This window comes from Ruminococcus sp. 210702-SL.1.03 (assembly GCF_020559915.1).
Lineage (GTDB): Bacteria > Bacillota > Clostridia > Oscillospirales > Ruminococcaceae > YE71.
Window position 1 is genome coordinate 26,138 of sequence record NZ_JAJCLZ010000018.1, and the last position, 12,656, is coordinate 38,793.

Below are 12,656 nucleotides of genomic sequence, written 5' to 3' on the forward strand. Positions count from 1 at the left end.
CCCCATAATTCTTATTTCTAATTTTAGGGAGTTTTGATAGCTGGTATTATATAAATACTGCTTACTAAATAATAGTTGTAAGTTTAATATTTTTATATATTTGTCTGTGACATAAAATTCAAATAGCAAGATAACATGAAATTAATTTGACAAATATTTGTTGAAAATTAATTGTTAGGAGGTATTATCTTGAATATTTATTTCATAGATACACTGGAACTCACTTACAGTTCCGACTTCGATGACATAATTAAACTAACTAAAAATTTTAAAATGGTAGACCCTAAAAAAGGGGCAGGTAATAAAGAATTTATTTCCACTGAATTAAGTGGCATGGGCATTATAATAAAAACAAGAAGAAGCAGTAAGGCTGAATTGTATAAAAACAGCAATAAGTACAAATTAGTACTTAGGATAAATCCTAATAAATTTTATAAGCCTTATATGAAGACTGAGCATATAAGCAATATTATAAAATTTTGCGATATGGTCGAGCGGTTGGATATGCAGATACAGTATTGTTTTAGCGGCTTGACGATAGATGACTTTGAGATCACGAGGGTCGATCTAACGGAGGATATTCACGGTATCCCTGAGGACAAAATTACTCAGTACATACGCATTATGCGTCAGCTTTATTTGACGCTTGGTTTTCATCACAACAAGAAGCTTGAGGAGAATACTGAGGATTTTGATCCTGACAGTTCATTCAATGCTGTCAATGACTCTAAAAAGGTAGAATTTGTTGTATATAATAAGGGTCACGAAGTTCGAAATAAGAAGAACAGCAGTGATGAAAAGAAAGAACATTACAAAGACACGATGCGTGTTGAAGTGAGGTGCAGGAAAAAGTTTGCGGACAAGCTTTCCGAGAAAGCATACACGGTTCAAAAGCTGGTGGAAATTTACCGCAGGAGAATGGAGGTCATAAGAGATGTTTTCGATGACGTTTTTGTGCTTAACAAAGACAGTTGTTTTATATCGCCCTACTGGCAGAAAAAACAGATCAAAAAGTACGTTTCAGGCAAGACAAAGCTTGGCGAAAAGATGAATGATTTTTCAAAGCAACTTGCGCACGCTTCACGACCTACTATGGAGAGCGTGATAGAGAACAGCGAAAAATGTCAGCGGTCAGTTTCAAAGCTGCTCAGCAAATTTGAGGATATGGGCGTTTCATCAGTTCCAACAAGCGACAAGGAAACTCCGTTTTTGCAATCGCTAAACACGCTTTTTGGGTTTTCTCCGCCGAGTGAGGAGGAAAAGGCGTTGTATGAATACATACGCAGGAAGTCTAGGGGGAAGGAGGTGTTTTGGTATGGAGGTGATTTGTAGGGATCATAATAACGCCCCTGTACTGAAAAACACAGTACAGGGGCGGCTATTTTTTCACCTCTTCCTCAAAAACTCAATAACACTAAACTTGTATATCCTCCACCTGCTGCCTATCTTGAATCCCTCTATCTCCCCTGTTTTAAGATAACGGAGCATAGAGTTTTTGCCTATCTTTAAAAGCTGCTGACATTCTTTAGCGGTAAGGATGTCGGGTATATCGTCAAACATGATTTATCATTCCTTTCAAAAAATATCGGTTTATCTTAATGTTCAGCGGTTTAGTACGGCACTTTTCGGAAACTTACTCTTTACAAATATACATCATCTTTGTGAAGTAACGCAAATGCGGAAAGGAGGGCGTTACGATGAACAAGGCTAAAGTCATACTCGTGCTTGTGGGCAGCGTGCTGGCGGAGATAGCGCAGGAGATCATCACCTACATCGCAGATAAGGACGAGTGAACACCATAGGCAGGCTTTCGGGGCTGCCTTTAATTTTTGTAAAGGAGTTTTAAAATGAGCGAACTTACCCATTGCAGCATTTGCGGCTGCGCTTTAGAGGACGAGGCGGAATGCTATGAAGTCGAAAACGAGATACTTTGTCAGGATTGCTACGATAACGAAACCTTGGTCTGCGACCATTGCGGCGAACGCTGTCTTGAACAGAATACTGTGAGCGATGAGAATACTATCCTCTGTACAGATTGCTACGATAATCATTACTACCGCTGTTCAAACTGCGAAACTATCGTGCATTCGGACGATACCTACTGGCGCGGCGATAACGCCTATTGCCGTGAATGTTATGACGATTGCTGTGATAACGGCGACTACATAAACGATTATTACTACAAGCCTAAGCCAGTGTTCTACAAACTGCCGAAAGAAGACAACGTGCGTTTTTACGGCGTTGAACTGGAGATAGACGGTGCAGGAAGATACGATGATAATGCGGAAAAGATATATGATACAGCTAATGGTCAGAATGAAGTGCTTTACATAAAGTCAGACGGCTCTCTTGACGAGGGAATGGAACTTGTCAGCCACCCTTGTTCAATAGATTTTCACCGAAAGAAATTTCCGTGGGACGATATTGTGAGAAAAGCGCTTTCTCTTGGCTACCGTTCGCATAATACGTCTACCTGCGGACTTCACGTCCATATAGGCCGAAAACAGCTTGGATATTCCTACGAGGAACAGGAAGAAGTCATAAGCCGAATAATGTTCTTTTTCGAGAGCCATTGGAACGAGCTTTTCAAGTTCTCACGGCGTACTGCATACAGCGTTGACCGCTGGGCGGCAAGACACGGCTACAATGACAAGCCGAAAGAGATACTTGAAAAGGCAAAGAAAAGCACTAAGGGCAGATATGCCTGTGTGAACATAACAAATGCTGATACTGTTGAGATAAGGCTGTTTAGAGGTACGCTGAAATTCAACAGCTTTATGGCGACGCTTGAACTTGTAGACAGCATATGCCAAAACGCAGTATGCCTTAATGATGATGATATGAACAAGCAATCCTGGGCGGATTTTGTTCTTAGCATAAAGCCTGAATATACAGAGCTTATCAGGTATCTGAAAGAGAAAAGGCTCTATGTTAACGAGCCTGTCAGCGAGGAGGATTAACTATGTGTGCGATATTTGGATTTGTGAATTACAGACGTTCGCTCAGCAGGAGCGAGATGAAAGAACTTATCAACAGATTATCCGTCGAGTCTGAGGTAAGGGGCAAGGACGCAACGGGAATAGCTTATGTGAAACACGGCGAACTTAAAGTTTTCAAGAGAGCAAAGCCTGCTCACAAGGTAAGACTTTATGTGCCCGAGGACACGGTTATCCTCACAGGTCACACGAGAATGACTACGCAAGGCGACGCTAGGTACATTTACAATAACCACCCGTTCACAGGCAAAACTGCGGACGGGTCTTTTGCTTTATGTCACAACGGCGTGCTTTACAATGACAGTCAGCTTGCAAAGTCTGAACATCTGCCGAAAAGCAAGATAGAAACTGACAGCTACGTTGCCGCACAGCTTATTGAGAAATACGGCAGACTTGACTTCAAGACCATAGCGAAAATGTCAGAGGCGGTAGAAGGCTCTTTCGTATTCACGATACTTAGCGACAAGAACAAGCTTTTCATAGCAAAGGGCGACAATCCGCTTTGCCTTATCCATTACAAGCAGTTGGGGCTGTATGTGTACACGTCTACTGAGGACATTATGAAAAATGTGCTGAAAGGCAGTTTCCTTGAAAAGCTGCCTTTTGAAGTGATAAAGGTCACAGAGGGGGAGATCATAAGCATTGACAAGCGTGGGCGTTTTGAGAAAAGCAGTTTTATTCCAAACGAGTTCTGCTATAGCTGGAACTATTATGGATACAGAAAGCCCGCTTACGATGAGGACGAACTTTTTGACATATGCGGTATGTTCGGGGTATCGCAGGAGGATCTTATGCTGCTTTACGATATGGGCTACACGGACGAAGAGATAGAGGGTATGCTTTGCGACAGGAGTATGTTGAGGGAGTGTATCGAGGAGGCTAGGGTGTTGGTGGGAGAATATTATTAGGAGGTATCTTATGGCATACACATTCAGCGGAAGCAGATATGTCACAAGCGGCGTGGCAGAAAACTTCCCTGTTGAATTGCAAGTGGCGTTATTTTCAGCCGTAGAGCAAATGCGAGAAAAGGTCAGCGGACAGCTTGATTATCTGCAAGTTTTCAACATAGTGACAGAGTTCAGAGGGCAGAAAAAATTCCTGCACATTTATCATATGCAGGAATGCCCCGAGGCTAAGCTTGAATATTTCATACCGACCGACGTGGAGGTAAACGGCAGGGCGTATATGATCGACGATGTGGATCATATTACGCTGCTGTTGGCGGAGGAGTATTGAGTTGAAAAGGAATCACAGCTTTCGAGGGGGCTGTGATTTTTTTTGCCCTGAACTCACCTCCCCTGTACCTATTTACCTTATAATCATGCTTCAAAGTGTCGGTCTTGTCTATGCGGCAGACGTACAAATTTACCTTTTCCCCTCTCACCGCCTATTCCCATTAGCCAGATCATTAACAATATCAGCAATGTTCTCCAGCTGCCTTTTGTTGAGCTTTTTCAGGTCAGAGATAAGCTTACTCAGCTCTTTTGGCTGCTCGGCGTCGGCGTCGAAAAACTCCTGCGGCGTAATGCCCAGATACTCGCAGATATAAAAGAAAGAGGTCATAGAGGGCAGGGCTTTTCCTGTTTCGATATTGTTTATATACCCTGCGTTCTGTCCAATAGATAAGCTCATATCCCTTGCGGAAACACCTTTCTGTGTGCGAAGTTTTGAGATCCTCAAAGCAAAATTATTGTCATACATGAATTTGTTCTCGTACATTATTTGCACCCCCATATATAATATTTTATCCTATATCATTATGCATTATGTCGGAATTTTTCCTATAAAGGGGTTGAAATATGTGAAATAATGTGATATAATGATGTAAAGTATTTGAAATAATGCGATATTTGTATAAGAAGCGGATTGTGCCATGTTTTTTGTTAAAATAAAAAAATATCTTACGAAAACGTTATACTAAGCAGCCAGCTTAACAAAAGTGAAAAAGAATGTGTTATAATTAACATACAAAAACGTATTATTATGTCAGTTATAGCTGATAATTGACAAATCAATAAGGAAAAGGAGTTTTTGACATGAACGAAAACATCAACAAGAAATTTGACGTAAAAAACTTTGACTATGATAAGTGCTATGAAGAAGTAAAGGAAAATGCTTCAAAAAATATCAATATCATAGTGTGCGGAGCTACCGGCGTTGGCAAAAGCAGCCTTATAAACGACTTCTTCGAGTTCGATAAGGATAGCGCCGCGCCTGTCGGAAGCAGTGGAAAGCCGCAGACAAGGGGTATTCACGAATATCGTTCGAAGAGCATTACCTTGTTCGACACTGAGGGCTACGAGGTAGAAAGCTCGTCTACGCCGGAAAACAGCGCTTTTTACAAAAATATAATAGATCTTATCGACGAACGCAAAAATACATATCCTGCGGATTTGGGTATGCACATCCACGAGGTTTGGTACTGCATAAATAACCGCTTCATGGATCTTGACGAAAGGCTGATAAAAGACATACAGGCGAGAAATATCCCCGTGTGCGTTATTATTACAAAGGTGGATAATCTTGACGAGAACGAAGTCGCCCAGATAAAGGACGCTGTCGGCGAAGCCGGAAAACGCAGCAGAATAAACGGCGTTGAGGTGTTTACCTATTCTACTAACAGCGATCTTGGCGACGAGTATGTGCAGAAATCTGAGATAAACAGCTGGGCACATCATAATCTTGACGATTACCTCAGAGAAAGCTTTATCCCGTCGCTCAAAAAAGCGCAGGGTCAAATGGCAGAAATGATGATAAAGCACAAGATACCGAAATACGCGGCTTTAGCCGCAGGTATTGTTACGGCTACATCATTTGTACCCGTGCCACTTTCCGATTCGGTTCCGCTTATGGGCATACAGGTAAAAATGGCGATGGATATTTTAAGCTGCTACGGAATAGATAATGATATGAAGGGCGCTGTGAAAAATTTAGCCGGAGCGGGCTTCGTTTCTTATATAGGAAAAACGCTGGCTTCTCAGCTGCTTTCGGTGATCCCATTTGTCGGCGGCGCGGCGAAAGCCACGGTAAATGTTTCAGTGGCAACTACTGTTACGGCTACCCTCGGCGTTGCGATAACGAAGATCTGCGAGGAATACACTAAAGCCTGCATAGAGAACGGCGGCTCGAAAGACCTTATGATCACCAAAATTTCCGACTACTTTACTGTTGAAAATCTGAAAAAGGTAATGAAAGAGATCAGCAAGGGCAAGGATCAGAAAATTGTAGAGAGAATAGTAAAAGCTGTAGTTGATATGTTCAAGGATACGAAAAAAGGAGCAAGAAAATAATGGAAGGCGACAAGATAAAAACTAATATACTGATAGCCGGCAAATCGGGCGTTGGCAAAAGCAGTCTGCTGAATTACATATTTGGAGAAGAAGTTTCACCGACGGGTGCGGGAAAGCCCGTGACGGCTAAGGGTCTGCACGAATATTCTTTCGAGCTGAAAGATAACGACCGAATATCTTTTTCGATATGCGACAGCTGGGGTCTTGAACCCGATAAGGCGGACGAATGGCACAAGCAGATAATCGACAAAGTAGCAGAATACGACAAGCACTCTATCAATGAATGGTTCAGCACCATAATCTACTGCCTTAGCGCCGACTCTGACAGAGTGGAAGATTTTGAGATAAGCATAATAAACGGCCTTATAGCTGAGAAAAACAACGTAAACGTTGTGATAACTCACTGCAAGTCTGAGAACGACGACAGAGCGGAGCGTATGAAAAAGCGCATAGTTGAAGACGGCGGCGTTTCGGCTGACTCGGTGATATTCGTGAACAACTATGAGAAAAAGCTTATCTCGGGCGAGGTAAAGAAGTTTGGACGCGAAGAGGTAGTAAACTGCATTATCCGCAACTTGTGGAACAATTACAAGGTAAAAGTGCCGTATAAAATAAAAGAGCACGCTAACGAAATGTTTCGCAGCGAGCACGATAAGCTTCATGATATGGTGGCAGGTACAAGCTTTGTTCTGCGAAAGCATCATAAGCTGGATGAATTTGAAGAGAAGATAAATTATGAATTCGGAATGTTCGTTTATAATTCTGTAAGAAAACTAAATAAAGAGTTTAACGATGCGTATGATTATTATCAGCAGCTGTCACAAGAGTATTACGCGATCGTTTTTGGTATGGACGCGTTAAAGCTGCTGAACGACCCAATAATGTTTTTTGACGCAACAAAGGCTTTCAAAGAAGAAGTAAGTCAGCAGGTGGAAAGGCTCGCCGAATCAATGGGAAAGATACTGAAATTCATGAACGAGGACGTTACCAAAGAGCTTATGAAAAAGCTTTTTGCAGAGATAAAGATAAACGTAAAGACGGCAAAAGCTATCAAAAATGACCTTCATGAAACGGTGGACAAGTACATTGTAAGAACGAAAGGCGTAGTTTTTGAAGAGATCGAGAAAACTGAGGAAAAGCTGCTTGCTATCGAGATCAAGATATAGGGGGTGCAACCAAATGACCATAAAAAAACTAACAGCAATAGTCCTCGCGGGCGCGATGGTGCTGCTCACCGCTTGTTCTGACAGCGATTCAGGCAGCGGCAAAAAAAGCAAGAAGAAAGACTACTACACCATTGGCGAAACTTGGACAGTTGATGGACAGTGGTCGCTTACCATCACGGGAGTCACGGAAACGGCTGAGCGCAATGAGTATGCGGACGAAAAACCTGCGGCAGTCTATATCGTGGACTACGAATATACAAACATCGGTTACGAGGACGAGGACGGCATAGCAAAGGGCATTTTCTTTGACATGGAGGACACCATAATAGACAGCAATGGCGTTATGGGTTACAGTTACCCGGGCGACGTTGCGAGAAACCCAAATGAAGCGCCTATAGGAAGCACCTGCAAGGCTCAGGCTTGCATTGGTGTGGACAATGCGGGTGATTTCAGGATCACTGAGAGCCATTATGATTCAGACGGTGACGAACATTCGGCGACTTTTCTTATCGAAGTCGGCGGAAGTTCGGCAGACGAAAAATCTGACAGCGCCGCTCAGCCGACGGAAACTACCACCACAACGACCGCCGAGGCGACCACGACTAAGCCCGTGACCACGCTTGCGCCGTATGACATTTACGACGACACGGTGTATGCGAACGACCTTATCTACGAAACGGCGGACGATATTTTTGCCGAACTGGGCGACGATTTCAGCATGGATTTTATATCAGTGGGGCAGGAAAACATCATCGCTGTGGAGAACGACGACGTGTACCCGAACACGAAGATAGGCTTTTACACCATGGACATACAGAACATCGGCACGCTTGATTTTCCGTACGCGATACACGTCACGCCGGGCGGATACATCACCGAGGGCGTGCAGGTAGGCATGACGTACAACGAGCTGAAAGCGATATGCCCGAGCCTGGAGGGCGCAACGCTTGACGGCGGAACGTTTGGCCCGACGGCGTGGATAAACATAGACGGCAACGCGTGGGGCATAGAGTTCGACGTATCGCAGGCTGACCGCGAGCGGCTAGGCATGGCAGTAGGCGTAGCTGTTGATCTTTCGGAGCTTAATCCTAAGAGTACACTAGGGTATTATATTAGTTCGCTGAGCTGAGGTAGGCTAAGCGGGCTTTTCGATCAAATGACTATGGGTAAAGAAAAATCACCGATATAAGCCTTTGTGCCTGTATCGGTGATTTTTTTGTACTCCCGTATCAAATTATAAGCCATCGCCTCGTTTTATACGACTTTTATTAGACTTTTATAAGACAGATTACAATTTTATAAGAATCTAATCTTGACAAATTCTAATAAAATCAGTATAATTATATTATGGAGGCGATAAAATGCTTGATAATGAACTTGTAGATATGGTGAAACAAATACAGCTTGTTTGCAGCGAGAGCAACAAGATAGAGATAAAAGCGGCAAATAAGGGCTGCCCCAAGGTGCGTGATTCGCTGTCCTCTTTTTCAAATCAGTCGGGCGGAGGCGTTATTATTTTCGGCGTAGATGAAAATGACGGCTACGCTGTCTGTGGAGTATATGACGCTGCTGACCTTATGAAAAAGGTCGAGGCGCAGTGTCAGGAAATGACGCCTGTGATAAGACCGCTGTTTTCCGTTGCATCTATCGACGGCAAAACTGTCGTGTCTGCCGAGATACAGGAGATAGATAATGCTGACAAGCCCTGCTTTTACAGCGGTGTGGGCAGGCTGAAAGGCTCATATGTCAGGTCGGGCGACGCTGACAGACTTATGACGGAATATGAAGTTTACAGCTATGAGGCTTTCAAAAAAAGCATTCACGACGAGCTGAGAACTTGTGAAAGAGCCTTTACAAAGGACATTCAGACCAACACATTCAAGCTTTATTTTGACCTGCTGAAAAGCAAAAAGCCTAATCTTGCCGAGCTTTCAAATGAAGAAATATGCCGTCTGCAAGGTTTTACTGATAAGGGCAAACCTACTTTGACCGGAATAATGCTTTTTTCAAACTACCCGCAGGCGTTTTTTCCGCAGCTTTGCATAACGGCTGTGTCTGTGCCCGGAACTGAGATAAGCAGTACGGCAAGCGTCGGCGAACGTTTTATAGATAATCAGCGAATAGACGGAACACTTGTGCAGATGCTGAATGATGCTTTGGTGTTCGTGCGCAAAAATATGAAAACTGCGACTATCATAGACCCGAACACGGGCAAGCGAACGGACAAGACGGAATATCCTGTAATTGCTATAAGAGAGCTTATCCTGAACGCTCTTATCCACAGAGATTACAGTATCCACACGGACACGACGCCTATAACCATAAAGATGTTCAGCGACCGTTTTGAGATAGAAAATCCCGGCGGGCTTTACGGCAGAATGACCCTTGACAGATTGGGAAAAGTGTCTGCCGACACAAGAAACCCTAAGATAGCGGGTGCTATGGAGATACTCGGGGAAACTGAGAACAGATATAGCGGCATACCTACGATAATAAATGCTATGGAACAAAGTGGTCTGCCTGCGCCGAAATTCGAGAGCGACAGAGGTGTATTCAAGGTGACGTTGTACAACAGCGCCGCAGAAAGCGTGCCGATAGATGACATTGAAACTGAGATACTTAAGTTCTGTAAAACGCCGAGAAGCAGGAATGAGATAGCGGAGTTTTTCAATGGCAGAATGACGATCGCTTACGTTATGGAAAGGTACGTCAAGCCAATGATAGCAAGCGGCAGGCTTATTATGACGATACCTGAGAAGCCTAAGAGTAAGTATCAGAAGTATTTGGCGAGGTGAGGATAAAGTTAGAGTGGATAATTATGAATGGAAATGCAAATCGGAATTTGTGGAGGAGAATATGAAATGAAAATCTATGATATTTCTCAAGAGGTTTTCGGCTGTCAGGTATATCCAGGCGACCCGACACCGAAAAAAAGGGTGATTTCTTCAATGGAAAAAGGCGATTTGTATAACCTGACGGCTTTTAGTATGTGCGCTCACAACGGCACGCATATAGATGCGCCGTTTCATTTTATCAAAGACGGAAAAACCGTAGATTCCGTAAGTTTAGATACATTTATAGGAATGGCTTATGTTGCAGAACATAATGGAATCGTTTCTGCCGATGATGCCACGGAAATACTTGAAAAAGCGAAAAAACAGAATTCAGAAGCGGCAAAGAGAATTCTTATCAAGGGAGATGCAGAGGTCTCTGCGGAAGCAGCTAAAGTGTTTGCTGAATCAAACATTTTACTTCTTGGTAATGAATCTCAAACTGTCGGTCCTGAAAATGCTCCGATGGAAGTACACCTTATCCTATTAGGAGCTGGCGCTGTATTGCTTGAAGGGATACGTTTAGCAGAAGTTTCAGAGGGAGTTTATTTCTTAAACGCAGCACCATTAAATCTATCAGGTGCGGACGGTTCGCCTTGCAGAGCTATACTGATCGCTGCTGAAAGATAAATTCCAACTTATAGATGTACAACAAAATTATTATCAACATAACAGTCACACCTAGTGCCAATTGACAGCACAAGGGTGTGGCTTGTTTTTTATGCGATCCTGCTTGCTTTCCCCGCAGAAAAATGGTATAATGAGAATAACAAAATTTTTCAAGAAGACAGACTGTATGGGCGTATACGTCCGTTTCGCTTGTGAATAATAGCTATAAGGAGATGGTGTTGTGCTTAGAATATTTTTTGGAAAACACCCTAAAGAAATATACAATACTGAGGTCTATTATGCAAATCAGTATGATAAAATGTGGGTCATGGAACCATTTGCAAAAAAGGTCATTAAGGATATTGATGACTCAACTGTAATTGGCCCTGATCTTATAGAAAACGATATTTTTGGCAAATTTAATTCAACGGAATTGTCAGCGGGCGTTAAGACTCTTCTGCTGATATATAATCAGCCTAAAAAGATCTTCAATATTTCAAATTGCGGAGATAACTGCTCAAAGTATCTGCTTGAAATGGCTGAAAACAAGGATATTACGGTATCATTGCATCATTTGATGGATTTTGGAAAGTCTTTTTCTGTGAAAATAATAAATGAAGGGAAAAGAAAAGTGATTACAGACCCAATTGAATATTTGATGCTTGCAGATAGATATCTGAGGAGTGAAGAAAATGAGGGGTAAAATAAAAATACAAATAAAAAACAGGCACATAACGTTTAATTTTACTCTTGAGAGAAATGTAACGATATTGACAGGGGACAGTGGCACTGGAAAAACGAAACTCATCAATATGGTGAGAAACTATTCCGAACTTGGTGAACAAAGTGGTGTAATTTTAAAGTGCAGTAAACCTTGCCTTGTATTGTCAAATGCTAATTGGGAAACCATTCTTGAAAATACCCACGAGAGCATTGTTTTTGTTGAAGAAAGTACACCATTTCTATCTTCTTATGAGTTTGCAAAAGCGATTCAGGGTTCTGATAATTATTATGTTCTTGTAACAAGAGAGCCGTTGGCGCAAATTCCATACAGTATAGATGCTATCAGGAAGATCCATAAAAATGGTGCAAAACCGAAGTTTGAGAAGATATATAAGAACATTTCAAAAAATGATATATCAGCATTTCCGTATGATATTGTGATCGTTGAAGACAGCAGGTCGGGTCTTCAGTTTTTTAAGAAAGCAACTGAAGATCACGATCTCGAATGTATCAGTTCTAACGGAAAGAGCGGAATTGTAAAATTACTGGAACAGCATAAAGGTAAGCGTATTCTTGTAATAGCCGACGCTGCGGCACTTGGTTCAGAAATCAAAGTGCTTATGTATTTAAAGTCCGTATCAAATAATAAGATCGATCTTTTTTTGCCGGAGAGTTTTGAATGGCTTATTCTTCGCTCGGCGATTTTTGACCGTAACGATAATGTTCAAGAGATTTTGGCTGACCCAGCAGAACATATAGATTGTGAAAATTATTTCAGTTGGGAGCGTTTTTTTACTGCATTGCTGGTGGCAGAAACTAATGGCAGAGCAAATCTTGAGTATCACGAGAACAAGAGCCATATCCCTTCCGGATATTTATCCGAACAAAATATTTATTCTATTTTAAATGCAATGGAATAATAATAATAGACAAGCCATACTCTGTGTTGATTTGATTGCACAGGGTGTGGCTGTTATTTCGATTCAGCTTGCTTTCCCCGCAGAAAAATGGTATAATAGGAATAACAAATATTTTCAAGGA

General features: G+C 42.2%; 13 protein-coding genes. 11 read left to right on the forward strand and 2 right to left on the reverse strand.

The features are described from left to right. Positions 1 to 189: 189 nt before the first annotated feature. Entirely contained in the window at positions 190 to 1,332 is a 1,143-nt protein-coding gene (locus LI114_RS09785; protein WP_227220515.1) for a phage/plasmid replication protein, read from the forward strand. Between the two features lie 54 nt (positions 1,333 to 1,386). Here LI114_RS09785 and LI114_RS09790 read toward each other — a convergent pair whose 3' ends face one another. After that, complete coding sequence (locus LI114_RS09790; RefSeq protein WP_038672127.1) at positions 1,387 to 1,560, reverse strand: helix-turn-helix domain-containing protein; 174 nt, start codon at positions 1,558 to 1,560, stop codon at positions 1,387 to 1,389. Positions 1,561 to 1,847: 287 nt separating this feature from the next. On the opposite strand from LI114_RS09790, the gene LI114_RS09795 reads away from it, so the two are divergent. The 3 genes from LI114_RS09795 to LI114_RS09805 are packed head-to-tail and all read left to right on the forward strand — an operon-like array spanning position 1,848 to position 4,232. Continuing rightward, positions 1,848 to 2,960, forward strand: coding sequence for an amidoligase family protein (locus LI114_RS09795; protein WP_227220516.1), 1,113 nt, complete (start codon positions 1,848 to 1,850; stop codon positions 2,958 to 2,960). Between the two features lie 2 nt (positions 2,961 to 2,962). Further along, complete coding sequence (locus LI114_RS09800; protein WP_227220517.1) at positions 2,963 to 3,904, forward strand: class II glutamine amidotransferase; 942 nt, start codon at positions 2,963 to 2,965, stop codon at positions 3,902 to 3,904. A gap of 10 nt (positions 3,905 to 3,914) precedes the next feature. After that, the gene (locus tag LI114_RS09805) at positions 3,915 to 4,232 is read left to right on the forward strand and encodes a DUF960 domain-containing protein (protein WP_227220518.1); all 318 of its coding nucleotides are present in this window, start codon (positions 3,915 to 3,917) and stop codon (positions 4,230 to 4,232) included. A gap of 144 nt (positions 4,233 to 4,376) precedes the next feature. Here the strand turns inward: LI114_RS09805 and LI114_RS09810 are convergent, their stop codons facing one another. After that, a complete protein-coding gene (locus tag LI114_RS09810; protein ID WP_117859570.1) occupies positions 4,377 to 4,697 on the reverse strand; it encodes a helix-turn-helix domain-containing protein in 321 nt (106 codons plus the stop codon). A 335-nt stretch (positions 4,698 to 5,032) separates the two neighbouring features. On the opposite strand from LI114_RS09810, the gene LI114_RS09815 reads away from it, so the two are divergent. The 7 genes from LI114_RS09815 (at position 5,033) to LI114_RS09845 (ending at position 12,535) form a co-directional block, all read left to right on the forward strand. After that, a complete protein-coding gene (locus LI114_RS09815) occupies positions 5,033 to 6,286 on the forward strand; it encodes a GTPase (protein ID WP_227220519.1) in 1,254 nt (417 codons plus the stop codon). Beyond that, positions 6,286 to 7,452, forward strand: a complete 1,167-nt coding sequence (locus tag LI114_RS09820) for a GTPase (RefSeq protein WP_227220520.1) — start codon at positions 6,286 to 6,288, stop codon at positions 7,450 to 7,452. The genes LI114_RS09815 and LI114_RS09820 overlap by 1 nt, the downstream gene beginning before the upstream one ends. 13 nt (positions 7,453 to 7,465) lie before the next feature. Beyond that, entirely contained in the window at positions 7,466 to 8,581 is a 1,116-nt protein-coding gene (locus LI114_RS09825; protein ID WP_227220521.1) for a hypothetical protein, read from the forward strand. A gap of 232 nt (positions 8,582 to 8,813) precedes the next feature. After that, positions 8,814 to 10,247, forward strand: coding sequence for an ATP-binding protein (locus LI114_RS09830; RefSeq protein ID WP_227220522.1), 1,434 nt, complete (start codon positions 8,814 to 8,816; stop codon positions 10,245 to 10,247). A 27-nt stretch (positions 10,248 to 10,274) separates the two neighbouring features. Then, on the forward strand, positions 10,275 to 10,913 hold the full coding sequence (locus tag LI114_RS09835) for a cyclase family protein (protein ID WP_227220523.1): 639 nt from the start codon (positions 10,275 to 10,277) through the stop codon (positions 10,911 to 10,913). Positions 10,914 to 11,133: 220 nt separating this feature from the next. After that, positions 11,134 to 11,595: a DUF4869 domain-containing protein gene (locus LI114_RS09840; RefSeq protein WP_227220524.1), complete on the forward strand. Its 462-nt coding sequence runs from the start codon at positions 11,134 to 11,136 to the stop codon at positions 11,593 to 11,595. Continuing rightward, the gene (locus LI114_RS09845; RefSeq protein WP_117957100.1) at positions 11,585 to 12,535 is read left to right on the forward strand and encodes a hypothetical protein; all 951 of its coding nucleotides are present in this window, start codon (positions 11,585 to 11,587) and stop codon (positions 12,533 to 12,535) included. The genes LI114_RS09840 and LI114_RS09845 overlap by 11 nt, the downstream gene beginning before the upstream one ends. Positions 12,536 to 12,656 lie beyond the last annotated feature (121 nt).

Excerpts from the sequence above, each read along its gene's own strand:
- LI114_RS09790 (WP_038672127.1), bottom strand. The coding sequence starts at position 1,560 with ATGTTTGACGATATACCCGACATCCTTACCGCTAAAGAATGTCAGCAG.
- LI114_RS09795 (WP_227220516.1), top strand. The coding sequence starts at position 1,848 with ATGAGCGAACTTACCCATTGCAGCATTTGCGGCTGCGCTTTAGAGGAC.
- LI114_RS09800 (WP_227220517.1), top strand. The coding sequence starts at position 2,963 with ATGTGTGCGATATTTGGATTTGTGAATTACAGACGTTCGCTCAGCAGG.
- LI114_RS09805 (WP_227220518.1), top strand. The coding sequence starts at position 3,915 with ATGGCATACACATTCAGCGGAAGCAGATATGTCACAAGCGGCGTGGCA.
- LI114_RS09810 (WP_117859570.1), bottom strand. The coding sequence starts at position 4,697 with ATGTATGACAATAATTTTGCTTTGAGGATCTCAAAACTTCGCACACAG.
- LI114_RS09815 (WP_227220519.1), top strand. The coding sequence starts at position 5,033 with ATGAACGAAAACATCAACAAGAAATTTGACGTAAAAAACTTTGACTAT.
- LI114_RS09820 (WP_227220520.1), top strand. The coding sequence starts at position 6,286 with ATGGAAGGCGACAAGATAAAAACTAATATACTGATAGCCGGCAAATCG.
- LI114_RS09825 (WP_227220521.1), top strand. The coding sequence starts at position 7,466 with ATGACCATAAAAAAACTAACAGCAATAGTCCTCGCGGGCGCGATGGTG.
- LI114_RS09830 (WP_227220522.1), top strand. The coding sequence starts at position 8,814 with ATGCTTGATAATGAACTTGTAGATATGGTGAAACAAATACAGCTTGTT.
- LI114_RS09835 (WP_227220523.1), top strand. The coding sequence starts at position 10,275 with ATGGAAATGCAAATCGGAATTTGTGGAGGAGAATATGAAATGAAAATC.
- LI114_RS09845 (WP_117957100.1), top strand. The coding sequence starts at position 11,585 with ATGAGGGGTAAAATAAAAATACAAATAAAAAACAGGCACATAACGTTT.